Raw genomic sequence first — 26,979 nt, forward strand, 5'->3', positions numbered from 1 at the left:
GCGGGAAAGGCAAAGGACGGAGACTATGACCATCAATCTCAAGAAGCCGGACATCACCGAGCTTAAGCCACGCATCACCGTGTTCGGTGTCGGCGGCGGCGGCGGCAACGCGGTCAACAACATGATCACAGCCGGCTTGCGCGGCGTCGAGTTCGTGGTGGCCAACACCGACGCGCAGGCGCTGACGATGTCGAAGGCTGAGCGGCTGATCCAGCTTGGCGCGCATGTCACGGAAGGCCTCGGCGCCGGCTCGCAGCCGGAAGTCGGCCGCGCGGCGGCGGAAGAATGCATCGACGAGATCATCGATCATCTGTCCAACACGCATATGTGCTTCGTCACCGCCGGCATGGGCGGCGGCACCGGCACGGGCGCTGCACCTGTCGTTGCCCGCGCGGCGCGCGAGAAGGGCATCCTCACCGTCGGCGTCGTCACCAAGCCGTTCCATTTCGAGGGCCAGCGCCGCATGAAGACGGCCGACATGGGCATCGAGGAACTGCAGAAATGCGTCGATACGCTCATCGTCATCCCCAACCAGAACCTGTTCCGGCTGGCCAACGACAAGACCACCTTCGCCGATGCCTTCGCCATGGCCGACCAGGTGCTCTACTCCGGCGTTGCCTGCATCACCGACCTGATGGTCAAGGAAGGCCTGATCAATCTCGACTTCGCCGACGTCCGCTCGGTGATGCGCGAGATGGGCAAGGCGATGATGGGCACCGGCGAGGCTTCGGGCGAGGGCCGAGCCATGGCCGCCGCCGAGGCCGCGATCGCCAACCCGCTGCTCGACGAGACCTCGATGAAGGGCGCCAAGGGCCTGCTGATCTCGATCACCGGCGGCCGCGACCTCACCCTGTTCGAGGTCGACGAAGCCGCGACCCGGATCCGCGAGGAGGTCGACCAGGACGCCAACATCATCCTCGGCGCCACCTTCGACGAGGACCTGGAAGGCGTGATCCGCGTCTCGGTGGTCGCTACCGGCATCGACAAGTCGGCGGCCGAAATCGCCGCGGCGCCAATCTCCATCCGCGCGCCGCAGAAGCCGGTCGCCCGTCCCGCGGCACCTGTTCAGGAAAGCCGTCCCGCACCGGTTCAGCAGCAGGCCTACGAGCCGCGCGCCGTCGATCCGGTCGCCGAGGCGATCCAGCTTGCAGAGGCGAACGCCGCCGCGATGGCACAGCCGCGCCCCGCGCGGGTCGACGACTTCCGCCCGCAGAGCAAGATCTTCCAGGCTCCGCCGGCCCAGCCTCAGCCGCACCCGATCGCCCAGCAGCCGATCATGCAGCCCGCGCCGCAGCGCGAGATGCCGCAGCCTGTGGCTGCAGCGCCGCAGCGCATGCCGCGCGTCGAGGACTTTCCACCGGTCGTGAGGGCCGAGGTGGAGGCCAAGAGCCGCCCTGCGGATCATGAGAACAGCGGACCGATGGGGCTGATCAAGCGGCTGACCAACGGCCTGACCCGCCGCGAGGAAGAGCCGGCCCGGCTGCAGCCGGCGCAGCCGCGCGAGCCGAAACTGCGCCAGGCGGCGCCGGAAATGCGCCGCCTCGCCAGCCAGGACCCGCAGCTCTATGCGCCGCGCCGCGGCCAGCTCGACGACCAGGGGCGCCTCACGCCGCAGAGCCGCACGGTGCAGGAAGACGACCAGCTGGAGATCCCGGCGTTCCTGCGCCGCCAGGCGAACTAATCGTTAAAAGCGCGCCGCCTATGCGGCGCGCTTTAAGCAACGTTTGATGCATGTCCTACCGCTGCGCACTTCGGGCAGAACATGCACTAACGATATATAACAGCTGTTAACAGGCGGGCGAGAGATCGTCTGCCTGTTGCCTTCAAAAGTTATGGAGAAACAACGCATTACGAGTGTTTCTTCGTTCAGGGCAGCGGTTACATGGGGTAAGAAACCGTGATTTGGAGTCTCCCGGACGGGCCACTATCTTCGCGTCGGACTAAAGTCGGTTTGCCGGGATTCGGGGAGTTGGCCCTGCCTGCCGATATTGTCAGAGCCGCTGCCTTGCTCATTCGCCGCTTTTGCGCGCAGGCCAGATGATCCGTCGGGCCGATAATGCCTAAGGCTGACAAGCGGACACAGGCGGTTTGGGCTTATGGGGTTTGTCTTGCACGACTATCAGACGACAGTTAAGGCGCGCGTGACGCTGACCGGCACCGGCGTCCACAGCGGCAAGCCCGTCACCGTTCATTTCCTGCCCGCCGACGCCGATACCGGCATCGTGTTCCACCTCGCGAATGGCGGCGAGTTCCGCGAGTTCCGCGCCCTGGTCTCCGAGGTCGGTGCCACCGACCTCTGCACCATGCTCGGCGATCCGGTCGGCGAGCATATCGGAACCGTCGAACATCTCATGGCGACGGTGTTCGGACTTGGCATCGACAATCTCATCATCGAGATCGACGGTCCGGAAGTCCCCATTCTCGACGGCAGCGCGGTGGCCTTTGTCGAAGCCTTCGACCAGGCGGGGATCGACACGCTTTCGGTCAAGCGCCGCTATATCCGCGTGGTCAAGCCGATCCGCGTCGAAGCCGGTGCATCCTGGGCCGAGTTCCGCCCCTATGACGGCACGCGATTCGAGGTCGAGATCGACTTCGAGAGCCCGGCCATCGGCCGCCAGCTCTTCGCCTCCGACATCAACCCCGACATCTTCCGCCGCGACATCGCGCGGGCCCGCACCTTCGGCTTCATGAAGGATGTCGAGCGGCTGTGGGCCGCCGGCTACGCGCTCGGGTCGTCGCTGGAGAACTCGCTGGTCATCGGCGACGACAACCGCGTCATCAATGTCGGCGGACTGCGCTATCCGAACGAATTCGCCCGCCACAAGACGCTCGACGCCATGGGCGACCTGGCGCTTGCCGGCGCGCGCTTCATCGGCTGCTTCCGCTCCTATCGTGGCGGCCATCGGATGAACGCGGCGGCGCTGCGCCGCCTGCTTTCGGACCGTACGGCCTTCGAGATCGTCGAGACGCGGCGCCGCGAGCGCGGCCGGGTCGCCGAAATGATCGCCGTCAGCGGACCGGTCTACGCGCCCTGGGTCATCTGATTTTTAACGATTTTCTGGCTTTGTAGCGAAGCCGGTGTTGCGCAAATGCATCACAAACCCGTGAAATCGAGCGGCTTTGGGCACGGTCCCAAACCGCCACAAAAATGTGCGATTGGCCGGACATAGCGTTGCCGGGCAAGGGGATAATGGTTTATGGCTGCGGCCGGGACCGAAACGACGCCGAAAGGGCGGAATCCAAACATGTTTTTTTCGCGAGTTGGTCAATCGAAGGCGCCGTATCGGGCTGTTTTCCTGGCGTTTTCGTTGGTCGCCCCGTCGCTCATGCTGTCGGCCTGCATGTCGTCCGAGAAGGACGTCAATCTGGCGACCTATGTCGACCACACCGAACCCGCAGACGTTCTCTACAACCAGGGCCTCGCCAATCTGAATGCCGGCCGCCTCGATGAGGCGAGCAAGAAGTTCGACGCCGTCGACCGCCAGCATCCCTACTCGGAATTCGCCCGCAAATCGATGGTGATGGGCGCCTTCGCCGATTATCGCGCCGGCAACTATGACGAGGCGATCGGTTCCGCCAAACGTTACCTAACGCTCTATCCGTCAACCGACGATGCCGCCTATGCGCAGTACATCATCGGCTTGAGCTACTACCGGCAGATCAAGGACGTCACCCAGGACCAGAAGGAAGCGCGCCAGACGGTGCAGACCATGCAGGACCTGGTGACCCGCTGGCCGAATTCCGAATATGTCGACGACGCCAAGGACAAGATCCGCTTCGCCACCGACCAGCTCGCCGGCAAGGAGATGCAGATCGGCCGCTACTATCTGGAACGCCGCGAATATATCGCCGCCGTCAAGCGCTTCCGCACCGTGGTCGAGAACTACTCCAACACGCGCCACGTCGAGGAGGCGCTCGCGCGACTGACCGAAGCCTACTACGCGATGGGCCTGACTTCGGAAGCGCAGACAGCCGCAGCGGTGCTCGGCCACAACTATCCGGACAGCCAGTGGTACAAGGATTCCTACAAGCTCCTGCAGAGCAACGGGCTTGAACCGCGCGAGAATGCCGGGTCGTGGATCTCCAAGGCCGGGAAGCTGATCACCGGCGCCTGACACTTCTGATGCTGTCCAGACTGTCGATCCGCGATATCGTCCTGATCGAGAAGCTGGACATCGACTTCTTGCCGGGGCTTTCGGTGCTGACCGGCGAGACCGGCGCCGGCAAATCCATCCTGCTCGATGCGCTGTCGCTGGCGCTTGGCGCGCGCGGCGACGCTTCGCTCGTCCGCCATGGCGCGGCGCAGGGCCAGGTCATCGCCGTGTTCGACGTGCCGCGCAACCACCCGGCGCGCGCGCTGCTTGCCGACAACGACATCGAGGATGATGGCGACATCATCCTGCGCCGCGTGCAGACCGCCGACGGACGTACCCGCGTCTTCGTCAATGATCAGCCGTCCAGCGTGACCCTGATGCGCGACGTCGGCCGCGCGCTGGTCGAGATACACGGCCAGCATGACGAGCGGGCGCTCGTCGATCCCGGCGCCCACCGCGAATTGCTGGATAGTTTCGGCGGCCATCTCGGCGCCGTGCGCGGGACGGGCGAAGCCTGGCGCTATTGGCGGAACTGCGAACAGGAGCTTTCGCGGCACCGCGCCAAGGTCGAGGCGGCGGCGCGCGAGGCCGATTATCTCAGGGCCTCGGTCGCCGAGTTGGCGAAGCTCGATCCGCAGCCGGGCGAAGAGACCGAGCTTGCCGAATTGCGCGCCCAGATGATGCGCGCCGAAAAGATCGCGTCCGAGATTCACGATGCGCAGGATGTGCTGTCGGGGCCGTCTTCGCCCCTGCCGCAGCTCGCCAGCCTGCTCAGGCGGCTGCAGCGCAAATCGGGTGAGGTGCCGGGCCTGCTCGACGATGTGGTCAAGTCGCTGGACGAGGCAATGATCTCGCTCGACGCGGCGCAGTCCGGCGTCCAGACAGCACTACGCGCCACCGAATACGATCCGCAGCGACTGGAAAAGGCCGAAGAGCGGCTGTTCTCGCTGCGCGCGGCCTCACGCAAGCACAATGTCGCGGTCGACGATCTGGCGCAGCTGCGCGACACGATGGCGGCCGACCTTGCCGATCTCGATGCGGGCGAGGAACGACTGCACGGGCTTGAAAAACAAGCCGCCGCCGCGCGCGAAGCTTACGACATAGCCGCGGCGCAGCTCTCTTCGTTGCGCCATGCGGCGGCGGCGGGCCTCACCAAGGCGGTGATGGCCGAACTGCCGGCCCTCAAGCTTGAGCGGGCCGAGTTCATCGTCGAGATGGTGAGCGATGCCGAAAGCCGCATGGAAGAAGGCATCGACCAGGTCGAGTTCTGGGTGCGCACCAATCCGGGCACACGGCCCGGGCCGATGATGAAGGTTGCGTCGGGCGGCGAGCTGTCGCGCTTCCTTCTGGCGCTGAAGGTGGCGCTTGCCGACCGCGGCTCGGCGCCGACCCTGGTCTTCGACGAGATCGACACCGGCGTCGGCGGCGCCGTGGCCGACGCCATCGGCCAGCGGCTGGCGAGGCTGTCGAAGCGGGTGCAGGTGCTTTCGGTCACGCATGCGCCGCAAGTGGCGGCGCGCGCCGCGACGCATTTTCTAATCTCGAAGTCCGGCGGCAAGGACCGTGTCGCCACCGGCATTGCCGAAATGGATCGCGCGGCGCGCCAGGAAGAGATCGCGCGCATGCTGGCCGGCGCCACCATCACCGATGAAGCGCGCGCCGCCGCTGAGCGGTTGCTGCGCGAGAACACGGCGGCAGCCTAGGCTTCTTGATTCCCCGGGAACGCCGAGTCAGCAGGTGGCTGCATCCTGCTGTTCGGCAATGATTTTTGCGCAAGCCGACTCCTCCATACCGAATCCTGATTTATAGTGGCCCGCCACAATTCGAGGACCGCGCTTCATGTCTGAAAAACCAGTCGATTCGCTGAGCGAAAGCGAGGCCGCGGAGGAGCTGAAGCGGCTGGCGGCGGAGATCGCCGAGCACGACCGGCGCTACCATATGGAGGATGCGCCCACGATTTCGGACGCCGAATACGACGCACTGGCGCGGCGCAACCTTGCCATCGAGGGGCGCTTTCCCGATCTCGTTCGCGAGGATTCGCCGTCGCGTCGGGTCGGCGCGCCGCCGGCGGAAGGCTTCACCAAGGTGCGGCATGCCGTGCCGATGCTGAGCCTCGCCAAGGCCTATACCGACCAGGACGTGGCCGATTTCATCGAGCGTGGCCGGCGCTTCTTCGACCGCGACAAGGACCTCGATATCGCCTTCACGGCGGAGCCGAAGATCGACGGGCTATCGGCATCACTGCGCTACGAAAACGGCATCTTCGTGCAAGGCGCGACGCGCGGCGACGGCGCGGTCGGCGAGGACATCACCGCCAATCTCAAGACCATCGCCGACATCCCGAAGAAGTTGCAGGGCTCGGGCTGGCCGGAGGTCATCGAAATCCGCGGCGAGGTCTACATGACCTACGCGGAGTTCGAGGCTTTGAAGCAGCGCTCGGCAGCTATCGGCGGCCAGGACTATGTCAATCCGCGCAACACGGCGGCCGGGTCGCTGCGCCAGAAGGATCCAGCCGTCACCGCCAGCCGCAATCTGAAATTCTTCGCCTATGCCTGGGGCTACACGACGGCAGATCCCGCTCCAACCCAGTACGGTTCCGTGCAGAAATTCAAGGAATGGGGATTCCAGGTCAGTCCGCTGATGGTGCGGGCGAAGTCGATCGACGACCTCATCGCGCACTATCATCGGATCGAGGAGCAGCGTTCTTCGCTGGGCTACGACATCGACGGCGTTGTCTACAAGGTCGACCAGCTCGAGCTGCAGCGCCGCTGGGGTTTTGTGACCGGCGAGCCGCGCTGGGCAGTTGCCCACAAATTCCCGGCCGAACAGGCGATGACGACGGTTGAGAAGATCGACATCCAGGTGGGCCGCACCGGCACGTTGGCGCCGGTGGCGCGGCTGGCGCCGGTGACGGTCGGCGGCGTGGTGGTGGAAAACGTCACGCTGCACAATGAAGATTACATCAAGGGTTTTGACAGCAATGGGCAGCCGATCCGCGACGGCATTGACGTTCGCATCGGCGACACGGTGGTGATCCAGCGGGCAGGGGACGTCATCCCGCAGATCGTCAGGGTCGTCATCGACAAGCGGCCGGCCGATGCGGTGCCGTATGAGTTCCCGCACACCTGCCCGGTCTGCGGCTCGCCGGCGACGCGCGAGATCAACGAGAAGACCGGCAAGGAGGATTCGCGGCGCCGCTGCACCGGCGAGCTGATCTGCGCAGCGCAGGCCGTAGAGGGGCTGCGCCACTTCGTGTCGCGCGGCGCGCTCGACATCGAGGGTCTCGGCGCCGAGAACATCGACCTGTTCTTCAATGCCGGGTTGGTCAAGACCGCCGCCGACATCTTCACGCTGAAGGACCGCCGGCCGGCCGTCACCAAGGCGCTGGCGGAGCGGCGTGAGGAGCAGGCGAGACTGCGCGAGGCCGCATCGGGCAAGACGCGCAAGAATGTGCGCAGCGTCGAAGATCGCAACTACGAAGGCCTCGACAAGCTGTTCGCAGCCATCGACGCGCGCCGCGAGCCGGAGCTCGACCGCTTCATCTTCGCGCTCGGCATCCGCCATATCGGCGAGACCACGGCGGCGGTGCTTGCCCGCCAGTTCTCGACCATCGAGGAACTGATCCGCGTTGGCAAAGAGACGGCGAAGGCGCAGGATCCGCATGACGTGTTCCCGTCGATCAACGGCATCGGCGATACCGTGATCAACGCCTTGCGCGACTTCTTCGGCAATGAGCGCAATGACGACGTGCTCGATGCGCTGCTCGCGCAAGTCCATCCGAAGCCCTATGTGGTCGAGATCTCGGCCGGCAGCGAGGTATCCGGCAAGACGGTGGTGTTCACCGGCACGCTGGAAAAGATGACGCGCTCCGAGGCCAAGGCGATGGCGGAGCGCCTCGGGGCGAAGGTCGCCGGCTCGGTGTCGGCCAAGACCGATCTGGTGGTGGCGGGTCCGGGCGCCGGCTCCAAGCTCAAGGTTGCAAGCGATCTCGGCATCGAGGTGATCGACGAGGACACCTGGCTGCAGCGCATCGGCAGGGGCGGCTGATGGCCGGAGCGTTCAAGGGTTTTGGCGAGAAGGCCATTCCCTTCCTCAAGGCTCTCGACTTCCACCAGAGCCGCGAATGGTTCCAGGAAAACCGCAGTCTCTACGAGAGTGAGTTGCACGAGCCGTTTTGCGATCTCGTTGAGACGCTCAGCGAGCGTTTCGCCGCGGCGAGGCTTGGCCTGCGCGGCGACCGCAAGAAGTCGCTGTTCCGCATCAATCGCGACGTGCGCTTTTCCAAGGACAAGCGCCCCTACAACCGGCATTTGTCGGCAATCCTGTCGCCCGACGGCACCAAGATGGAGCAGGGCGTGTTCTATGTGCATATCGGCCTCGAGCGCTGCTTTGCCGGCGTCGCCTGGTGGCAGCCCGGACCGGAGTTGCTGCAGGCGATGCGCAAGGCGATCGTGACGAAGCCGGCCGCCTTCCGCGCCATGATTTCAGCACTGAAAAAGGCTGGACTGGAGCTGGATAGGGAAGATTGCCTGAAGCGGGCGCCGCGCGGTTTCGAGGACGTCAGCGAAGCCGATCTCGCGCAAGCCGTCCGCAACCGCCATTTCGTGGTGCGGCATGATATTGATCCCGAAACCATCTACATGGCGGCGCTGGTTGACGATCTCGTCGGCTTCACCTTGCGCGCCAAGCCGCTGCTCGATTGGGGCAGGGCGATCCAGGGCAAGGCTACCTGAGCCGCTCAAAGCCCGGCAATCAGTTCCGCTGATCGTCGGCTCAAGCGAATTGGTGTGACAAGCGGGGCGACGCTCCCTAAATCAAGCCGCTCAAGGGAGCAGTTGGATGACGGCGGAAGCAATCTCCGAAAGCCGTGCGAGGAGCGATTTCTGGGACGGCGTGCGGTTGTCGATGCCGGTCGTGGTCGCCTCAGCGCCGTTCGCGATCCTGTTCGGCGCGATTGCCGTGGACAACGGGTTTTCGGTCCTGGAAGCATTCCTCATGAGCGCGCTGATCTTCGGCGGCGCCAGCCAGATGGTCGGCATCGAATTGTTCGGCCAGCATGTCGCGCCCTGGCTGATCGTGCTCTCGATCTTCGCGGTGAATTTCCGTCACGTGCTCTATTCCGCCGGCATCGGCCGGCGCATGGCGCATTGGCCGCTGCTGCAGCAGGCGCTAGGCTATTTCATCCTGACCGATCCGCAATATGCCGTGGCCGAGGCGCGCGCGGCCTCCGGCCGATCGGTCGGGTTCGTCTGGTATCTCGGGCTCGGCCTGCCGGTCTATGTGTTCTGGGTGGCCGAAAGCGCGCTCGGCGCGGTCTTCGGCAAGATGATCCCGGATACCCATGCGCTGGGCATCGATTTCCTGCTGCCGATCTATTTCCTCGGCCTGGTTCTCGGCTTCCGCAAACGGCCGCTGTGGCTGCCGGTGGTCGTCGCCAGCGCGGCCGCCTCGATCGTCGCCTACAAGACGGTCGGCTCGCCGTGGCATGTCTCGATCGGCGCCATTGCCGGCGTCCTTCTGGCGGTCATTCTGCCGCCGCATCATAGCGGCGTGGGGAAGCGCACATGAGCACGACCTTCTGGATCATCCTCGCCGGCGCCGTCGCCACCTATCTCACCCGTGTTGGCGGCCATCTCGTCATCTCGCGCTTCGAGACCGTCCACCCGCGCGTCGAGGCCGGCCTCAACGCCGTGCCGGCCGCTGTGCTGACGACACTTGTAGCGCCTGCCGCGCTCGGCGCCGGACCGGCCGAATGGGCAGCGCTGATCGTCACCGCGCTGGTGTCGCTGCGCGGCGGCCTGATGGCGATGTTTCTGGGCGGCGCGGCGGTGCTGATCGTCGCCAGGCAGTTCGTCGGCTAGAAGTCAGATCTTGGCGTCGTGCGGCAGCGGCGCCGTGGCTTTCTCCAGCCAGGCCAGCGTCTCGCCGTCCACCATCGGACCGATCTCGGCCAGAACCCGCGCGTGATACTGGTCGAGCCAGTGCAACTCGTCGCGGGTCAGCAAGTCGCTGCGGATGAGGCGCTTGTCGATCGGCGCCAGCGTCAGCGTCTCGAAGCCGTGCATGGCGATGTCGCCGCCCTCGATCTGCTCGGCAGGCGTGACCAGGATCAGGTTCTCGATGCGAATGCCGTAGGAGCCTTCCTTGTAATAGCCCGGCTCGTTGGACAGCATCATGCCGGCAAGCAGTTTCTCGGTGCCGGTGCGGGCAATGCGCTGCGGGCCCTCATGCACGGCCAGGTATGAGCCGACGCCATGGCCGGTGCCGTGGGCGAAGTCGCAGCCGTGCTTCCACAGCGCCACGCGGGCAACGGCATCGATTTCCGAACCGCGCGTGCCAGCCGGAAAGCGCAGCGTCGAGATGCCGATCATGCCCTTCAGCACCAGCGTGAAGCGCTCGCGCATCTCCTCAGTCGGCAGGCCGATCGGCACGGTGCGGGTGATGTCGGTGGTGCCGTCCTGGTATTGTCCGCCGGAATCGAGCAGGAACAGCTCGCCGCTTTGGAGCTTGCGGCTAGTGGCGGGGGAGACGCGGTAGTGCATGATGGCGCCGTTCGGGCCGGCGCCGGAAATCGTGTCGAAGGAGACGTCGCGCAGCGGCATCTGCGTTTCCTCGCCGGTCTGCCGCCGCACCTCCTCGAGTTTGGTCACGACGTCGATCTCGTCGAGCGTATCCGGCTTCTGCCGGTCGAGCCAGCAGAGCAGCTTGGCGACTGCGGCGCCGTCGCGACGATGCGCGGCGCGGCTGCCGGCGACCTCGGCCTGGTTCTTGGTGGCGCGCGGAATGCGGGCGGGGTCTGGCGCAGGGACAACGGTGCCGCCATTGCCCTCGACCAGCATCTTGAGCTTTTCCGCCGCCAGCACGGGATCGAGCGCGATTTTTGCGCCGTCCTTGGCAAGCTCAGCGACGGCTGCCTCGAACGCGCCGGGATCGTACGGATCGGCGAGCTGGGTGAGATAGGCCGCGACCTGGCGCGAAAATTTGCGCTGGTCCATGAAGAGTTGATGCTTGCCGTCGGCGGCAAGAATGGCGAAGCCGAGCGCCAGCGGCGTATGCGCCACGTCGCCGCCGCGGATGTTGAAGGCCCAGGCGATGGAAGAAGGGTCGGTGAGCACGGCGTGCGTCGCGCCCTCCTTTTCGATCGCGCCCGCCAGCCGCGCCAGCTTGTCCTTGGCGAGTTCGCCGGCGAAGGCGATCGGATGGAGTTCCACGGGTGCGCGCGGCGGCTCGGGCTGATCTTCCCAGATGATGTCGATCGGATTCTTGTCGAGCGGCACCAGTGTCGCGCCGGACTGCTCGGCCGAGGCTTTCAATGCCTTGATCTCGCCGATCGTGTGCAGCCAAGGGTCGAAGCCGAGCCTAGCCCCTTTGCCGAGTTTGTCCTTGATCCAGGAGGCCGGCGGATTGTCGACGAGGCTCTCGACGGTGAAGATCGAAAGATCGACCTCATTGCGCACCTGCAGCGTGTAGCGGCCGTCAACGAAGATGAAGGCGCGGTCGCGCAGTATGATGGCGACGCCCGCTGAGCCGGAAAAGCCGGTCAGCCATTTCAGCCGGGCCGAGCGGTCGGCGACATATTCGCCCTGATGCTCGTCGGCGCGCGGCACCATGAAGCCGTCCAGCTTGTTCTCGGCCAGCCATTGGCGCAGCGTCGCCACGCGCGGCTTGCCGACAGCCGGATCGCCGGCGGAATCAAAGGTCTGGAACATTTTGCCGCATCTCCTGGAATGGCTCGTGCGACCGTAGCTCAAGGTCTTCGAAACCGGAATCGATTTCGACAGGGCCAGTTTTGAACAGTCCGGTTTTCAGCGCTTGAGGTGGATGGTCACCCAGCCCTCGCGGTGCAAGGTGCGGACGTGGCGGAAGCTCTGGCCGACATAGGCCGAGATCACCGCATCGCGCTGACGGTCGAGAATGCCGGAGAGCACCAGCGAGCCGCCGAACCTGATGTGCCTGGCCATCTCGGGCGCCAACCGCATCAGCGGGCGCGCCAGGATATTGGCGACGATGAGGTCGAAGGGCGCGCGCCTGGCGAAGATCGGATGGTGGAAGCCGGGCGCCGTCACCGTCTCGACAAGCGCCTTCACGTGATTGAGTCGCGCATTGGTCGCAGCGACGCGAACGGCGACCGGATCGATGTCGGTCGCCAGCACCGGAATGTGCGCGAGCTTGGCCAGCGCTATCGCCAGCACGGCACTGCCGGTGCCGAGGTCGAGCGCGTTGCCGGGGCGTTCGCGCAGCACCACCTGTTCCAGCAGTTCGAGGCAGCCGGCCGTGGTGCCGTGATGGCCGGTGCCGAAGGCAAGACCCGCCTCGATCTCAATGGCGAGGTCACCGCTGCGGCGCTTGTCGCGATCATGTGCGCCGTGGACAAAGAAACGCCCGGCGCGGACCGGCTTCAGTCCTTCGAGCGAGCGTGCAACCCAGTCGATGTCGGGGAGCGCCTCGCGCTCGACCTGCTTCGGCAGGGCGAGGTCCGCGAGTATGCGGTTGATCCGGACTGCGACGGCATCGACATTGCCATCGGCATAGAGCGACACTTCGTGGATGTCATTGGCCTCGTCGACCTCCAGCACGGCAAGCGGCAGGCCTTCGTCCTCGAAGGCTGCATCAAGCGCCGCGAAGATGCGGTCAGCCTCGGCCTTGCCCGCGGTGAAATGGAACCTGGTCTGCCCCATCAGGGCGACTCATGTTTGAGCGTGATCATTTCCGAGAACCGGTTCCACTTGTTGCTACGCAAACCTTCGGTTCGGGATCACGCCTGGCCGCCTGCTGCGAGCCGCTTCAGCTTCGCAATAGCCGTGTCGGCGCTTTCGCCATAGGCGATGGTGCCGGCGAACTCGCCCTTGGCGTTGAGGAGCAGCACGGAGGCCGTGTGGTCCATCGTGTAATCGCCGTCGCCGGTGTCGACCTTCTTCCAATAGATGCCGAAGGCCTTGGCCATTGCATGCACCTTGTCCGGATCGCCGGTGATGCCGGTGATGCGGTCGGAGAAGTTGCCGACGTAGGAATTGATGATCTGCGGCGTGTCCCGCTCCGGGTCGACCGTGACGAAGTAGGCGTTGAGGTTCTTGCCGCTGTCGCCCATCGTCTTCAGCCAGCCGGCCATTTCGAACAGCGTTGTCGGGCAGACTTCCGGACAATGAGTGAAGCCGAAGAAGACGACGCTTGGGTGGCCCCGGAACGCGGCCTCGGTGATCGGCGCGCTCTTCTGGTCGATCAGTGTGAACGGTGCGCCGTAGGGCTGGCCGCCATAATGGCCGCGATACCAGTCGAAAGTGAGCCAGCCGATGCCCGCCGCCATCAGGACGAGGATGCCGACCAGAATTGAGCGCATCATCAGAAACTATCCGTTGCGATCGTCGCGGCCCGGCGGATCCGGCGCGAGCCTGTTCGGCGACAGTCTTAGCGGTTTGGCGGCGCGCGCGCAAAGAGGTCGCGTTGCCGCAACCACGAGACCTGCCGCCTCCGTCGCGACGATCATCGAATGGCTTGCAAATGCCATTGTCCTGTCCCACCTGACATCGGCTAAACGCAAAACCCGAGGAGGCTTCCTTGCGAAAACTGATCGGCTTGATTGCCGCCTGCATTGCCCTCGGCGCCGGCGCAGCGATGGCGGACGAGGTCGGCAAGGTCGGCGTCGACTGGGTCGGCAACGACATCATGATCGATGCGATCAAGGATCCAAAGGTCGACGGCGTCACCTGCCATGTCGCCTATTTCGACCGCAGCATCATCGATCGGCTGCACAAGGGCAACTGGTTCGAGGATCCGTCGGACTCGTCGATCTCCTGCCGCCAGACCGGGCCGATCACCATCGGCGACATCGACATGAGCGAGCGCGGCGAAGAGGTGTTCAAGCAGGGCCTCAGCCTGATCTGGAAGAAACAGGTGGTGAACCGCATCTACGACAAGAAGAACGAGACGCTGATCTATCTCTCGCATTCGCGCCAGGTCCAGAACGGCTCGGCGAAGATGTCGGTCACGACCGTGCCGCTCTATGGCCAGAACGTCGTGTGGACCAAGGGCAAGCCGCAATTAGGCTCCGATCCGCCCGGATGATTGGTCCCGCTTGCCGGGGCAATCGCTCGGGCGTAAAGCCGCGCCATGGACCGTCCTGAACATCTCGTTGCAAAGGATCCCGAGCCGCGCATCCATCCGACCGCGGAGCTGAAGGGGTGCAAGCTTGGCCGCTATGCATCGATCGGCGAGCGGGTGATCCTGCGCGACGTGACGGTCGGCGATTTTTCCTATTTCGAGCGTCATTCGGAAGCGATCTACACGACGATCGGCAAGTTCTGCTCCATTGCCGCCAACAGCCGCATCAACGCGCTCGAGCATCCGATCGAGCGGCTGACCCAGCACAAGGTAAGCTACCGGCCCAACGAATATTTCCGCTGGCTTGGTGTCGACGCGGCATTTCGAGAGCGGCGGCAGGCAAAGCCGGTCAGCATCGGGAACGATGTCTGGATCGGCCATGGCGCCGTCATCATGCCAGGCATCATGATCGGCAATGGCGCCGTCATCGGTGCCAACGCGGTGGTGACGCAGGACGTGCCGCCTTACGCTGTCGTCGCCGGCGTTCCGGCCAAACCCTTGCGCCAGCGCTTTAGCGCCGACGTGGCGGCGCGCATTGAAGACCTCGCCTGGTGGGACTGGACGCCGGAAAAACTCGCCAGGGCGATCCCGGACATGCAGTCGTTGCCGATCGAGGCCTTCCTCGATCGTTGGGAAAACGCCGCGACCTGAACCCGTGAAGCGCCCCTCCGCCATGCGGGGGGAGCAGCTGAAGGGGCCGGAGGTAAGCCGCCGTGAAGCGGAACGAGCAGGCTTTTCGACCTGCACCGGCACCATGGCAACAACGCATAAGGTGTTTTTTCGTCGGCATGCGCCTCTCGCGTGTATGCGATTGCAGGCGGAAAATCGGGCCGGCGGGAACCGGAGAGGCCGGCCCTTGTTTCTCTCGAAATGCCGCGCTCTTGCGTTTTGTGAGGAATGGATGATCGAAAAGCTTTTCACCAAGGTTGCCAATTGGGTGGCTCACCTGGCCGGTATGCCTTTGACTTTTGCCGTCTGCGTTCTGATCGTAGTGATCTGGGCCGCGACTGGCCCGGTCTTCGGCTTCTCGGATACCTGGCAACTGGTGATCAACACCGGGACAACCATCATCACCTTCCTGATGGTGTTCCTGATCCAGAACACGCAGAACCGCGATGGCGCCGCAATCCAGACCAAGCTCGACGAGTTGATTCGCGTCAGCGAGGCCCACAACCATTTCATCGGCATCGAGCACCTGACGGAATCGGAGGTCGAGGAGATCCGCGCCAAATGCGAAGCGGCGGCAAAACGGCACGACCGCAAAATCGCCGAAACAGCGGCCAAGCAGGCTATGACGATAAAAAACGGTTCCGGGCGCGACCGCAAGATCGCTGAGGCGGCCGCCAACAAGACCGTGCCACGGAAGGCAAGCTCTAAGAGGAAGGCGCCGCCTGAACGGCCCGTCAGCGGTTCATAAAGGCGGCGAAAGCGTCCTTGTGATCCGGATGCCAGCGCGACAAAGCGGGGCGGTTTTCGATGATGTCGCCGATCGCCCAGGCCATGCGCTTTTCATCCATGGGCCGAGCGACCTCGTTGTCCGGGCAAAGGATGTAGAAGTCGTCCTGCTTGAGCGATGCCAGCATGAAATCGATCACCTGCTCGCCCGTCCAGGCGCCGGCCGGCTTTTCCGTCGCGCCCTCGGTCAGGCCGGTATAGGTGAAGCCGGGGATCAGCAAATGCGCGGAAAGCTTCGCTCCAGGCTCGTTGCGCAACGCATGGGCCAGGCCCTCGGTGAAGGTCTTCACGCCCGCCTTGGAGACGTTGTAGGCGAGATTGCCGGGCGGCGTGGTGATGCCTTGCTTGGATCCGGTGTTGATGATCAGGCCGGGCTCGCCCGCAGCCAGCATGCGCGGCGCAAAGGCCCCGACACCATGCACGACGCCCCAGAAATTGATGTCCAGCAGCCGTTTCCAGGCTTCACGATTTTCCCACGGCTTGCCGGGATTGTTGCCGACGCCGGCATTGTTCATCATTACCGAAATCGCACCGAATGCACCGTAGGCGAGGTCCGCGAGCCGGTCGACTTCCTCGGCCTTGGAGACGTCGGTGGGGATAGGGAGAACGGCATCGTCCCCGGCAATGACGGCGACCGCCTGCCGGGCCTGGTCGAGGCGCACGCCGCCTATGTCGGCAAGCACGGTCTTCATGCCCATGGCCGCGAAGCGCTTCGCGGCGGCCAGGCCTATGCCGCTGGCGCCGCCGGTGATGACGGCGACATTGCCGGAGGCGAAAGCGGGCAGGGCGGTCTGGATTTCGGCGTCGCTGGTCATGGTTGATGTCCTTATTCCGGGTCGAGCCGAACTTAACGCCGATCAGGGGCGAGGCAAGCCTTGATCGCTGCAATCATCGACGGCGGTACCGCCAATGGGTTGACCGCAGCAGCTTGCCCCGCGCATGCTGCCGGAAAAGGAGTTCGGCATTGACCGATTGGATCGGAATCCTGAAGGAGCAGACCGCCACCGGCGAACAGATGGGCCGGGATGTGCCGAAGATGCTCGCCAACCCCGATATCAGCGAGGCGCAGGTCAAGACCCTGTTTTCGGCACTGGAGCAACAGGCGGACTTCGCGGAAAAGCTGCGCCTGGCGCTGGAGAAGTTCGGCCATGACTTTCCCGTCATCAAGGCCGCAGAGCGGCTGGAAGAGCGCTATGCCGACCTTGCCGCCTCGGCGGCAGAAAAACTGAAAGCGATGCGGCAGTAAGAACCCGCTATCTTTCCACGAGACGCTCGAACCGCCTGTCCGGAGTGAACCAGATAATTGCCACCAGGACGTAGATCGCCACGCTGATCCACTGGCTGAACGAGGTCAGCAGAACGGCGGCAATGTAGAACGCCAGCGAAATGTTACCCTTGCGGTCATGGCCCACGGCTCTGGCGAAGGTAGTGTCGGCACCGTGCAGGTGGCGAAGCTTGAAGACCAGGATGGTATAGGCAACGGCGCAAAGCGCGAGGTCGATGCCGTAGACGGCGACCGGCACCGGGGCGAAGTGGTTCTCGCCCATGAAGGCGGTCGTCACCGGCATCAGCGACAGCCAGATGAGGTTGGCCCACAGCACCCGGCCGTCGACACGCTGCACGGTATGGAACATGTTGTGCAGATTGTTCCAGTAAATGCCGACATTGATGAAGGACAAGACGTAGCAGAAGAAGATCGGCCAAAGCGGCGCCAGCGCGGCAAGGTCCTCGCCATGCGGCACTTTAAGCTCCAGCACCATGATCGTGATGATGATAGCGACAACGCCATCGGTGAAGGCTTCGACCCGGCCCTTGCCCATGGTTCTTCCCTCCTCGTTTAACGAACGTTACGGGAGGATTTCGCGCGAGACCATACTGCCATAACTGTCAGGAGAGCGTTCGGCATTCGGAACAGCCGCAATTGCGCGGACGTTGGGCTTGCAACCAAGCGGAGGTCGCGATGGCCGGCTACACTCAAACCATGAAGCGCGACAACGAACTTGGCGGCGGTGTCGCAAGAGCCGCGGTGCCGCTATGATAGCTGCACTGTTTGCCGGCAGCACGGCTCTGACGCCACTCTATGTCATCTATAAACAAGCCTTCGGGTTCTCGCAGATCACCCTGACATTGGTCTATGCCGTCTATGTGGTCGGCAATTTGGCCGCACTTCTGTTTTTCGGCCGATTGTCGGATGTCATCGGTCGCCGTCCGGCAGCCATGGCGGCGATGGGCGTGGCCGTGGTCAGCGCGCTGTTTTTCCTCTTGGCTGAAAACCTGATGTGGCTCGACATCGCCCGTATCCTCAGCGGGCTCGGCATCGGGATCGGCGCGGGAACCGGCACCGCTTGGCTCGCTGAGCTGATCGAAGGGGAGGACAAGTCACGCGCGGCTGTCATCGCTACCAGCACCAATTTCGTCGGTCTCGGGGTCGGCGCACTGATGTCGGGATTGCTCGCCCAATACGCGCCTTGGCCGCTCAGGCTGACATTTGCCGTTTATCTGGTCCTGCTTGCGCTGATCACGCTGCTGATCTGGCGCACTCAGGAAACAGTCTCCAGGCCCGGACGACTCTCCGACGTCTCAATGCAGCCGCGGCTTTCGGTCCCCGACAAAATCCGCGCGCAATTCGTGGCGCCGGCGGTGACCGGCTTCGGCGCTATGGCGCTGGTCGGTTTCTACGCCGCGCTCGCGCCAAGCATTCTGGCACAGCAGCTCCATGCGACCAACCACGCCGAGGCCGGCGGGCTGTTCTTCGAACTGTCGATCGTGGCAGCGGCGGCGATCCTGGCGACAGCGCGCCTGTCCAGTCGCTTCACGATGCTCGCCGCGCTAGTTCTGATGGTCCCGACCGTGGCGCTGATCGTCGCGGCGCAGGCCTTCGCCTCCATGACGATGATGATCGTTGCCACAGGCTTTTGCGGCGTGGCGGCGGCACTCGGCTATCGCGGTGGCCTGCAGGTGGTGAACCAGATCGCGCCGGGCGACCGACGCGCCGAAGTGGTCTCGGCCTTCTTCATCTGCTGCTTCTGCGGCAATGCGCTGCCGGTCATCGGCATCGGCGTGCTGTCGGGTTGGACGAGCGCGACGGTGGCAAGCCTGGCCTTCGCCGGCATGATCACCATCTTCTCGCTGGTGGCGCTCGGGTTCGGCGCCAGATACGCGCGATAGTTTACCCTTTCGGTGTCTCGACGAGATTGGCGCGCCGGCGCGGCACGCCGAACCCGGTGTCCAGCGGCTCGCCTGCGGCCGGAGGGTCCTCGGAGATGGGGCCGCTTGTCAGGTCGCCGGTCCCCGGCGAGCGGGCTTGTTGTCGTCCATGGCGGGCACCGAAGATGCATCAGGCCCGCGATGGTATCGCAGCCTGATGCTTCTGCATCCGTTGGGGCTGGGCCAGATGCCTTCGCAACTAGTTTGCGGCGAGACTGTTCCCCGACAGGCCGGGCAGGGTAACCTGATAGACCAGGAAGGTGGTGTCGACATCGGCGCCATCCTCGGCCTTGTACGGGGCGCCGACCTGGAAGCCGTCCTGGGTCAGAAAGTCGTTGTCGTTCGCGACGAACAGGAAATAGTCGTCGGGCAGCTTCGGGTCCAGCACGCTCACCAGCGACATCGCCTCCCACTTCTCCGAGAGGTTGTTCCTGTCGTTCGGCGCGCCGTTGTGCAGGCCGAAACGGCCGAGTTCGCCCTTGTCGTTGATGTCGATGAACGAGGTGAGCTTGGCCGGCGTCACCGACGGATCGAGCACGCCTTTCGGCGCAACCGGCTTGTCGGCGGCGTCGAACGGGCCGTTGGCGATATCGGTAGCGGCGGAAAGGTCTACGATCTCGATCTTGCGGTAGACCGACTCGGCGTCCTTCAGCCCCTGGCCGTTGCCGCTGTCGCGTGCCAGCATCAGAAAGCTCTTGTCGGACAGCGCCACGATCTCGCTCTGCGCGGCCACCTTGGTCTTGCCCTTGGCGTCCTTGAACACCGGCAGCGGCACGACATATTCGTGCGCCAGCTTGAGGTGGGCAAGGTCGGAGCCGTCATAGACCAGCGCGCGGGCATTCCGGCGGGTCGAGCCGGAATCGCCGCCATCCTGGCGCGGCGCCGACTGCAGCACGACGATCAGGAACTTGCCGTCCGGCGTCATCGACATGCCTTCGAGGCCCTGATTATTCTGGCGGCCGGTCTCGGGATCCTTGGGATCCGGCTCGGCGGCACCCGGGCCAGGATTGTCGGAAGCGAAGTTCGGCTTGCCATGGCGCATCGGCACCAGGGCCGCCGGCGGCTGCGTCGCCGAGATCAGGCGGCCGTCGGCCGAAAAGCGATAGATGTTGGGGCCATATTCGTCGGAAATGAACATGGTGCCGTCGGGCAGGCGCACGATCGCCTCGTCGTCGAGCGAAAGCTTGCCGTTGTCGGCCTGCGGCAGGACCGGCATGTCGCCGGCAGCGGGGCGCACGCCGTTGAGCGGGTCGAGGCCGGTGGCGTCGGCGCCCTTGTCGTCGGTCAGAAGCATGGTGTCGGCGAGCGTTGCCTTGACGCCCGACTGTTCCTGGCCGGCGGCGGGCGCCGCGCCCGGGGCGGTCGGGGTCAGCTCGATTGCAATTGTGTTCAAGCGGGGCCGGTAGTCGGTGGTGCCGGCGACGTTGTAGCCGCGGTCCGGCAGCAGCCAGAGCGAGCCTTTGTAGCCGGCGCCGTCACGCGCCCAGCTCTTGGCGTCGATCGCCATGCCGGAGCCCGAACCAAAGGTCTCGCCGAACTTGTCCTTCTGGCTGGCGGGGATGCGGCCAACGCCGACCAGCCCTTTGTTGACATAGCCAACACCCTCGGCGAGCGCAGGGCTCAGCACGGTGAGCAGGGCGAGTGCCACGCCAAGCGCGACGGTTCGGTTGAGGTGCTTCATGATGTCCCCCATGTGACGAGCAGAGCCGGAATGGCGTGACATCGGGTCTAGGACGCGAACATGATACTTGCGTGACAGGAGGGGGGTACTTGCCTTCTCCCCTTGTGGGAGAAGGTGGATCGGCGCGCAGCGCCGAGACGGATGAGGGTGTTCCAGCGGAGCGAGACGTTGGCTTTCCCTGGAGCTCCCCTCATCCGTCGCCTTCGGCGACACCTTCTCCCGCAAGGGGAGAAGGAGAGGGCGCTCAATCGCTCTCTCGCGCGACGAGCTCCAGCGGCCAGACTTCGCGGATCGTGCGTGGCCCCTCCGGACCGGCATGGGCCGGGAGTGACGCCAGCAGCATCTCGGCCAGCCGCCGGCCCATCGGCTCCAGCGCCGGACGGAAGGCGGTCAGCGTCGGCGAGAAGTAGCGGCAGAGCGGCGTGTCGACGATGACGATCACCGCGATGTCGTGGCCGGGCCTGATGCCCATCTCGGCCAGTGCCTTGCAGCCGCCGAGCGCCATCGCGTCATTGTTGAAGATGATGGCTGTCGGCCGGTCCTTGGAGAGCATGACACGCGGCGTCACCTGGTAGCCGCCGGTCTCGTTGATGAAGCCGTCGGCGATCAGGCCGGGGTCGACTTCGATGCCGTGCCGCTTCAGAGCCTTGCGGTAGCCGTCGAGGAACAGGTAGCCGAAGTTGAGATCAAGCGAAGGGCGGATGGCAGCTATGCGGCGGTGGCCGCGCGCGACCAGCCGGTCGACGGCTTCATCACCCGCCCTCTCGAAATCGATATCGAGCGAAGGATAGGTGTCGCCGCCGGATTGACTTCGGCCAAGCGTGGCGAAGGGAAAGCCGGCCTTGCTCAGATAGTCGATCCGATCGTCTTCCCGCCGTGTATTGGCCAACACGACCGCGTCGGCCCGGCGCGTCTCAACCACGCGGCGCAGCCTCTCCTGCTGATATTGGCCGGGCTCGCCCATGACGACCATCAGATCCAGGTCATGCTCGGCGAGCCGCGCCTGCAGGCCGGTCAGGAATGGAATGAAGAACGGCTCGCCATATTGCTGGTCGCCGGGATGCGGTTGCAGCATGAAGGCGATCGAGCGGGTGGCGCCCTGGCGCAGGCTGCGGCCCGACTGGTTGGGCGAATAGTTCAGCTTCCTGGCCGCCTCGAGCACGCGCTGGCGCGTCTCCGCATTGACGTCGGCGCGGCCGTTCAGCGCGCGCGACACGGTGCCGATCGAAATGTTCAGGTGACGCGCGAGATCGTGGATGCTGGACGCCAAGGCAGGTTCTCCCCCTGACTTCGCTAGCACCGGCCGGCGTTCAGCCAAGCAGCGGATGTCGATTTTCGCGAGCAGGTGATTGACATTCTACGCCATCGGGTGTGTTCTCGTAAACGTTTACGGAAAAACGTTTACGGTGATGCCGGAAATGCCGTGACACTCGGCCTGGAGGGGCCGAGCGGAGGAGGAGCGCTGGATGATGAAGATCGTCCTGGTCGGATGCGGAGCCATGAGCAGGCACTGGCTCGATGCCGCGAGGCAGATCGACGGGCTTGCCATTGCCGGCCTTGTCGATCTCGATGCCGACCGGGCTCAGGCGAGGGCGCGCGAGTATGACCTCACCAATGCCGTCATCGGCACCAGCCTCGATGCCGTTCTCGACCAGACCCGGCCCGATGCCGTGTTCGATGTCGTGGTTCCTGCCGCCCGGCGCGAGGTCGCGCTTTCGGCCTTTGCCCATAACTGCCATCTGCTCACCGAAAAGCCGCTCGCCGACAGCCCAGAAAATGCGCGCGCCATCATCGAAGCGGCGCGCCGCGCGGGGCGCGTCCATGCCGTAGTTCAGAACCGGCGCTACGTCGCCAATGTCAGGCGGATCAGGCGGTTCCTGGCCTCCGGCGCCATCGGCGCGCCGACCAGCATCCACGCCGACTTCTTCGTTGCGCCGCATTTCGGCGGCTTTCGCGAGGAGATGCGCCACGTGCTCTTGCTCGACATGGCGATCCACACGTTCGACGCCGCCCGCTACATGGTCGCCGGCGAACCGGCCGGCGTCTATTGCCAGGAGTGGGAGCCTGCCAATTCCTGGTACCGTCAGGGCTCGTCGGCCAGCGCGGTGTTCGATTTCGGCGGCGGCAAGGTCTTCACCTATGCCGGCTCCTGGTGCGCGGACGGTTTCCGCACGAGTTGGGAAGGCAGCTGGCGCATCGTCGCCGAGCGCGGCAGCCTGTTGTGGGACGGGCATGACGGGTTGAAGGCCGAGGTGGTTGCGTCCGGCCGCGACGGTATCGTCGACAAGACCCAGTCGATCGAGGTGCCGGCGCTCGACGCGGCCGACAGAGTCGACGGCCATCTCGGCATCATCCAGGATTTCATGCGCGCGATCGAGACCGGCACCGAACCGGAGACGCGCGGCACCGACAACATCAAAAGCCTAGCCATGGTCTTTGGCGCCATCGAAAGCGCAGAGACCGGACGCCGCGTCGCAATCGCAAAGGAAACGCCGTGATGCCGAACCCGCTTCTCGACATCAGGATCGGCACCATGGTGCGAGCCAATCTCGACGACCCGGCCGCCTATGTGAAACAGATCCTGCCGCTCGGCTTCGAGAGCATCCAGCCCTTTTTCTGGCAGACGCTGGGCGGCAAGGACCTAAAGCGCCTGGCGGGCGAAATCCGCGAAGCGATCGGCGATGCGGATGTCGCCGTCTCATCGATCGGCGTGTTCGGCAATCCGCTGGAGAACGGCGAGGTCGACCGCGGCGTGCTCGCGGCGTGGGAGACCGTCATCGACAACGCACATCTGTTCGGCACCACGATGGTCTGCGGCTTCACCGGCCGGCTGCGCGGCAAACCGCTGACCGACAGCCTGCCCCGTTTCCGCGAGGTCTGGGGGCCGCTGGCCAGGCGCGCCGCCGACAAGGGCGTGCGCATCGCTTTCGAGAACTGTGCGATGGACGGCAACTGGGCGAGCGGCGACTGGAACATCGCCCACAACCCGGACGCCTGGGAGCTGATGTTCAACGAATTGCCCGACGACAATCTCGGGCTCGAATGGGAGCCCTGCCACCAGCTCGTCTATCTGATCGACCCGATTCCGCAGATTCGCAAATGGGCGCCGCGTATCTTCCACGTCCACGGCAAGGACGCCACCGTGCGCTGGGACGTGATCCGCGAGCACGGCGTGTTCGGACGCCTGCCATTCGTGCAGATGCGCAGCCCCGGCTTCGGCGACAGCGACTGGACCCGGGTGATCAGCGAATTGCGGCTGGCCGGCTACAAGGGCGCCATCGACATCGAAGGCTGGCACGACCCGGTCTATCGCGGCGACCTCGAGATGACCGGTCAGGTGCGGGCGCTGGGCTATCTGAAGCAGTGCAGGGGAGGAGCCAGCTACCTGCCCAATCCGGTGTGAGGACCGGCCGGCGGGAGGAGCCGGCCACCAAGACTACGGCCGAAGCAATCGTCGAAACCCTCCGTTGCGAGGGACCAAAAGGGAGGAACGTGCATGAGCATCACGACCAGAAGGACTGTTCTGCGCTCGACCGTCGTGGCGGCCGCCGCGGCGCTCTGCGCCTCGATCTCCACCTTGCCGGCAAAGGCGCTTGACGCCCAATGGTGCAAGGACGTCCATATCCGCTTCTTCGTCGGCGGCGCCGAGGGCGACGCCTTCGGCACCATCGTCTACAATGGCGCCAAGCAGGCGGCGGCCGATCTTGGGCCGAAGGTCGACTACATCTTCTCCCAGTGGGATGTCGAGAAGATGGTGCAGCAATTGCGCGAGGCGGTCGCGGTCAAGCCGCAAGGCATCGCCATGATGGGCCATCCGGGCGATGCCGCGATCATGCCGCTGGCCGAGCAGGCGCATAAGGACGGCATCAAGATGATGTACCAGAACGTGCCGGTGCCGAAGGTGGTGGAAGCATTCGGCGGCGGCTATGTCGGCGCGCAGCAGGAGCAGCAGGGCCGCGCGCTCGGCGCCGAGGCGTTCAAGCTCGGCAAGCTCAAGGCCGGCGACAAGGCGATCATGATCGGCCCGTTCGAGAACGAGAATCGCGGTGCGCGCGAGCGCGGCACGGTCGCGGCGCTGAAGGAGGCGGGTGTCGAGGTGATCCAGCTGTCCTCGCCGCCGAGCGGCGAGTGGGCGTCCGATCCGAACCTCGCCATTCCGGTGATCACCGCGGCTCTGCTCAACCACCCCGACGTCAAGGCGGTCGGCTATCCCGGCGGACAGATGCTCGGCAACGTCGCCACCTATATGCAGGCGGCGGGACGCAAGCCTGGCGACATCTTCAACTTCGGCTTCGACACCAGCCCGCAGATCGTCGAAGGCTTCAAGGGCGGCTGGGTGCAGCTCACGGCCGACCAGCAGCCGTTCCTGCAGGGCTATCTGCCGATCCTCAGCCTCTGCCAGCAGGTGGTGCTCGGACTGGCGCCGATGAATGTCGACACCGGCGCCGGTTTCGTGACGCCTGAAAATTATCAGGTCGTCTCGGAGCTCGCCAAGCAGGCGCTGCGCTAACCTCCCAGGCTGCCGGCCGGGAATACGCCCGGCCGGCCGGATCGCCGGCAAGCGGCCGGCAGACAGACAGTTCAAGCGAGGATCGCATGGGCGAACGCATCATCGAACTGCGCGACATCACGAAATCCTATGGCCAGGTCTATGCGCTGGGCGGCGTCAACCTCAGCGTCGACCGCGGCGAGGTGGTCGGGCTCATCGGCGACAACGGCGCCGGCAAATCGACGCTGATCAAGATCCTATCCGGCGTGGTCAAGCCGACCAGCGGCGACATCCTCGTGCGCGGCAAGCCGGTGACCGGATGGAGTGCCGCCCGCTCGCGCGATGCCGGCATCGAGACGGTGTTCCAGGACCGGGCTTTGGCCGTGCAGCAAACGATCGTGCGCAACATCTTCATGGGCCGCGAGGTGACCGGCTTCATGGGCTGGCTCAAGGTCGGCAAGGAGATCGAGGAGGCAAGCCGGCTGATGCGTGAGATCGGCTTCACCTCGAAAGTGTTCACGCCGCATTCCATCGTCGGCCAGCTTTCGGGCGGCGAGCGTCAGGGTGTGGCGATCGCGCGCGCCATCTACAAGCAGGCGGAGCTGATTATCCTCGACGAGCCGACGACGGCGCTGTCGCTGACTGAGACCGCCAAGGTCTTCCATTTCGTGCGCCAGGTGCGGGCGAGTGGCCGCTCGATCCTGTTCATCGGCCACAACATTCATCATGTCTTCGACATCGCCGACCGCTTCGTGGTGCTCGACCGCGGCAAGGTGGCGTTGACGGCTGACCGCAGCGAGGTCAAGTCAGCCGACGACCTCATCAACTTTATGGAAGAGATCGCGCATCCGGGTGGCCTGCCAGGGCTACACGAGGCGGGCGGAGCGGAGCAGAGAGCGTGATGAGCAAGGCCATGGAACCCGATCTGCAAACACCTCTGGGAAGGGCAAGCGGCCCGACAGAATCAGGCAAGCAGTGGAGTCATCCTTCCGATCACTGGCTGCGCGGCTTCGTCCTCGACAATCGCGCGGCGCTAGGCACGCTCGCCGTGTTCATCGTCATGATGGCGATCTTCATGATCGCCAACCCGACCGTCTTCACCACCTGGTATCTTTACAGCTCGGTGCTGACGACGCTTCCCGTCGCGCTGTTCGTTGTCGTGCCGCTGGTCTTCGTAGTCACCTGCGGCGAGATCGACCTATCGTTCCCGGCGACGATGGGTTTCGCCTCATGGGCCTTCGCGATCGTCGTGCAGGCCGGCTACGATCCGTTCCTCGGCATCGCCGCGGCGCTTCTCACCGGCACGCTGCTTGGCTTCCTGGTCGGATCGCTGGTGGTCTATGGCGGCCTGTCGTCGCTGATTGCCACGCTCGGCATGAACTTTCTGCTGCGCGGGCTGATCCAGATCATCAACGAGGGCAAGTCGACGGCGCTGACCAGTCTGGCCGACAGCTCAGCTTACGCGATCTTCTCCAGCCAGCTCTGGGGCATCCCGGTGCAGATCTTCTGGGCGATCGCCTTCGTCGTGTTTTCGGCGCTGCTCTACAACCGCCACCGCTTCGGCGCCCAGGTGAAGGTGGTCGGTGATAACCCGGACAGCGCCAAGCAGATGGGCATCGACGTCCAGCGCGTCCGGGTCAAGGTGTTCGTCTTCACCGGCATCGGGGCGGCGATCGCCGGAACCTTCTCGGTGATGATCAACTTCACCTGGTGGCCGACGGCGGGCGACGGCTATCTGCTGCCGGTGCTGGCATCGGTGTTCGTCGGCGGCACCCCGACCTGGGGCGGTATCGGTACCGTGGTCGGCGGCGCGATCGGCGCGGTCACCGTGTCGTTCATCCAGACCGGCGTCGTGGCGGCTGGTTTGAGCGGCTTCTACGTCCAGTTCTTCAACGGGCTGATCATCATCCTGTCGCTGCTCGGCCACAAATGGAACCAGGCGCGGTATCGCTGAG

Annotated in this window: 25 protein-coding genes; 18 read left to right on the plus strand and 7 right to left on the minus strand. The window is 64.7% G+C overall.

Going from position 1 to position 26,979, the window contains the following annotated elements; genetic code table 11:
- Positions 1 to 25: 25 nt before the first annotated feature.
- The 8 genes from ftsZ (at position 26) to A9K71_RS04200 (ending at position 9,955) form a co-directional block, all read left to right on the plus strand.
- A complete protein-coding gene (gene ftsZ / locus A9K71_RS04165; RefSeq protein ID WP_066990762.1) occupies positions 26 to 1,681 on the plus strand; it encodes a cell division protein FtsZ in 1,656 nt (551 codons plus the stop codon).
- Positions 1,682 to 2,096: 415 nt separating this feature from the next.
- Positions 2,097 to 3,044, plus strand: coding sequence for a UDP-3-O-acyl-N-acetylglucosamine deacetylase (gene lpxC, locus A9K71_RS04170; RefSeq protein WP_066990765.1), 948 nt, complete (start codon positions 2,097 to 2,099; stop codon positions 3,042 to 3,044).
- A 201-nt stretch (positions 3,045 to 3,245) separates the two neighbouring features.
- Entirely contained in the window at positions 3,246 to 4,115 is an 870-nt protein-coding gene (locus tag A9K71_RS04175) for an outer membrane protein assembly factor BamD (RefSeq protein ID WP_066990991.1), read from the plus strand.
- 8 nt (positions 4,116 to 4,123) lie between these two features.
- Complete coding sequence (gene recN / locus A9K71_RS04180; protein ID WP_066990768.1) at positions 4,124 to 5,797, plus strand: DNA repair protein RecN; 1,674 nt, start codon at positions 4,124 to 4,126, stop codon at positions 5,795 to 5,797.
- A 136-nt stretch (positions 5,798 to 5,933) separates the two neighbouring features.
- Positions 5,934 to 8,141 (plus strand): NAD-dependent DNA ligase LigA, encoded by a 2,208-nt coding sequence (gene ligA, locus A9K71_RS04185; RefSeq protein ID WP_066990771.1) that lies wholly within the window; start codon positions 5,934 to 5,936, stop codon positions 8,139 to 8,141.
- Complete coding sequence (locus A9K71_RS04190) at positions 8,141 to 8,827, plus strand: TIGR02453 family protein (RefSeq protein WP_066990775.1); 687 nt, start codon at positions 8,141 to 8,143, stop codon at positions 8,825 to 8,827. Before ligA ends, A9K71_RS04190 begins: the two co-directional genes overlap by 1 nt.
- A gap of 106 nt (positions 8,828 to 8,933) precedes the next feature.
- Positions 8,934 to 9,662: an AzlC family ABC transporter permease gene (locus A9K71_RS04195; protein ID WP_066990778.1), complete on the plus strand. Its 729-nt coding sequence runs from the start codon at positions 8,934 to 8,936 to the stop codon at positions 9,660 to 9,662.
- Positions 9,659 to 9,955, plus strand: a complete 297-nt coding sequence (locus tag A9K71_RS04200; protein WP_066990781.1) for an AzlD family protein — start codon at positions 9,659 to 9,661, stop codon at positions 9,953 to 9,955. The genes A9K71_RS04195 and A9K71_RS04200 overlap by 4 nt, the downstream gene beginning before the upstream one ends.
- Before the next feature lie 3 nt (positions 9,956 to 9,958).
- On the opposite strand, the gene A9K71_RS04205 is transcribed toward A9K71_RS04200, so the two are convergent.
- The 3 genes from A9K71_RS04205 to A9K71_RS04215 all read right to left on the minus strand — a co-directional run bounded on the left by A9K71_RS04205 (position 9,959) and on the right by A9K71_RS04215 (position 13,434).
- Positions 9,959 to 11,803 carry an aminopeptidase P family protein gene (locus tag A9K71_RS04205; RefSeq protein ID WP_066990784.1) on the minus strand — a complete coding sequence of 615 codons (1,845 nt, stop codon included), beginning with the start codon at positions 11,801 to 11,803 and terminating at the stop codon, positions 9,959 to 9,961.
- A 96-nt stretch (positions 11,804 to 11,899) separates the two neighbouring features.
- Positions 11,900 to 12,772, minus strand: a complete 873-nt coding sequence (locus tag A9K71_RS04210; RefSeq protein WP_066990787.1) for a 50S ribosomal protein L11 methyltransferase — start codon at positions 12,770 to 12,772, stop codon at positions 11,900 to 11,902.
- Positions 12,773 to 12,849: 77 nt separating this feature from the next.
- A complete protein-coding gene (locus tag A9K71_RS04215) occupies positions 12,850 to 13,434 on the minus strand; it encodes an SCO family protein (RefSeq protein WP_066990790.1) in 585 nt (194 codons plus the stop codon).
- A 272-nt stretch (positions 13,435 to 13,706) separates the two neighbouring features.
- On the opposite strand from A9K71_RS04215, the gene A9K71_RS04220 reads away from it, so the two are divergent.
- The 3 genes from A9K71_RS04220 (at position 13,707) to A9K71_RS04230 (ending at position 15,609) form a co-directional block, all read left to right on the plus strand.
- Entirely contained in the window at positions 13,707 to 14,156 is a 450-nt protein-coding gene (locus A9K71_RS04220; protein ID WP_082980332.1) for a CreA family protein, read from the plus strand.
- A 45-nt stretch (positions 14,157 to 14,201) separates the two neighbouring features.
- On the plus strand, positions 14,202 to 14,843 hold the full coding sequence (locus tag A9K71_RS04225) for a DapH/DapD/GlmU-related protein (RefSeq protein WP_066990796.1): 642 nt from the start codon (positions 14,202 to 14,204) through the stop codon (positions 14,841 to 14,843).
- A 250-nt stretch (positions 14,844 to 15,093) separates the two neighbouring features.
- Entirely contained in the window at positions 15,094 to 15,609 is a 516-nt protein-coding gene (locus A9K71_RS04230) for a low affinity iron permease family protein (RefSeq protein ID WP_066990799.1), read from the plus strand.
- Here the strand turns inward: A9K71_RS04230 and A9K71_RS04235 are convergent.
- Positions 15,596 to 16,462: an SDR family NAD(P)-dependent oxidoreductase gene (locus A9K71_RS04235; protein ID WP_066990803.1), complete on the minus strand. Its 867-nt coding sequence runs from the start codon at positions 16,460 to 16,462 to the stop codon at positions 15,596 to 15,598. The two genes, A9K71_RS04230 and A9K71_RS04235, sit on opposite strands and share 14 nt — an antisense overlap.
- Before the next feature lie 149 nt (positions 16,463 to 16,611).
- On the opposite strand from A9K71_RS04235, the gene A9K71_RS04240 reads away from it, so the two are divergent.
- On the plus strand, positions 16,612 to 16,893 hold the full coding sequence (locus A9K71_RS04240) for a hypothetical protein (protein ID WP_066990806.1): 282 nt from the start codon (positions 16,612 to 16,614) through the stop codon (positions 16,891 to 16,893).
- A 7-nt stretch (positions 16,894 to 16,900) separates the two neighbouring features.
- Here the strand turns inward: A9K71_RS04240 and A9K71_RS04245 are convergent, their stop codons facing one another.
- Positions 16,901 to 17,467 carry a TMEM175 family protein gene (locus tag A9K71_RS04245; RefSeq protein WP_066990809.1) on the minus strand — a complete coding sequence of 189 codons (567 nt, stop codon included), beginning with the start codon at positions 17,465 to 17,467 and terminating at the stop codon, positions 16,901 to 16,903.
- A 214-nt stretch (positions 17,468 to 17,681) separates the two neighbouring features.
- On the opposite strand from A9K71_RS04245, the gene A9K71_RS04250 reads away from it, so the two are divergent.
- The gene (locus A9K71_RS04250; RefSeq protein ID WP_156752578.1) at positions 17,682 to 18,815 is read left to right on the plus strand and encodes an MFS transporter; all 1,134 of its coding nucleotides are present in this window, start codon (positions 17,682 to 17,684) and stop codon (positions 18,813 to 18,815) included.
- Between the two features lie 238 nt (positions 18,816 to 19,053).
- On the opposite strand, the gene A9K71_RS04255 is transcribed toward A9K71_RS04250, so the two are convergent.
- Entirely contained in the window at positions 19,054 to 20,535 is a 1,482-nt protein-coding gene (locus A9K71_RS04255; RefSeq protein WP_082980334.1) for an esterase-like activity of phytase family protein, read from the minus strand.
- Positions 20,536 to 20,779: 244 nt separating this feature from the next.
- Positions 20,780 to 21,805, minus strand: a complete 1,026-nt coding sequence (locus tag A9K71_RS04260; protein ID WP_066990814.1) for a LacI family DNA-binding transcriptional regulator — start codon at positions 21,803 to 21,805, stop codon at positions 20,780 to 20,782.
- Between the two features lie 196 nt (positions 21,806 to 22,001).
- Here A9K71_RS04260 and A9K71_RS04265 point away from each other — a divergent pair, with 196 nt between their 5' ends.
- The 5 genes from A9K71_RS04265 to A9K71_RS04285 all read left to right on the plus strand — a co-directional run bounded on the left by A9K71_RS04265 (position 22,002) and on the right by A9K71_RS04285 (position 26,978).
- Entirely contained in the window at positions 22,002 to 23,033 is a 1,032-nt protein-coding gene (locus A9K71_RS04265) for a Gfo/Idh/MocA family oxidoreductase (RefSeq protein ID WP_066990816.1), read from the plus strand.
- Positions 23,033 to 23,938, plus strand: coding sequence for a sugar phosphate isomerase/epimerase (locus A9K71_RS04270; RefSeq protein ID WP_197504177.1), 906 nt, complete (start codon positions 23,033 to 23,035; stop codon positions 23,936 to 23,938). Before A9K71_RS04265 ends, A9K71_RS04270 begins: the two co-directional genes overlap by 1 nt.
- Before the next feature lie 93 nt (positions 23,939 to 24,031).
- On the plus strand, positions 24,032 to 25,045 hold the full coding sequence (locus A9K71_RS04275) for a substrate-binding domain-containing protein (RefSeq protein WP_066990822.1): 1,014 nt from the start codon (positions 24,032 to 24,034) through the stop codon (positions 25,043 to 25,045).
- A gap of 86 nt (positions 25,046 to 25,131) precedes the next feature.
- The gene (locus A9K71_RS04280; protein ID WP_066990826.1) at positions 25,132 to 25,926 is read left to right on the plus strand and encodes an ATP-binding cassette domain-containing protein; all 795 of its coding nucleotides are present in this window, start codon (positions 25,132 to 25,134) and stop codon (positions 25,924 to 25,926) included.
- Positions 25,926 to 26,978: an ABC transporter permease gene (locus A9K71_RS04285; RefSeq protein WP_066990830.1), complete on the plus strand. Its 1,053-nt coding sequence runs from the start codon at positions 25,926 to 25,928 to the stop codon at positions 26,976 to 26,978. Before A9K71_RS04280 ends, A9K71_RS04285 begins: the two co-directional genes overlap by 1 nt.
- Position 26,979 lies beyond the last annotated feature (1 nt).

Origin of the sequence: Mesorhizobium sp. WSM3873, from assembly GCF_001672445.1 — a bacterium.
In the GTDB taxonomy this organism is placed as follows: Bacteria; Pseudomonadota; Alphaproteobacteria; order Rhizobiales; family Rhizobiaceae; genus Mesorhizobium.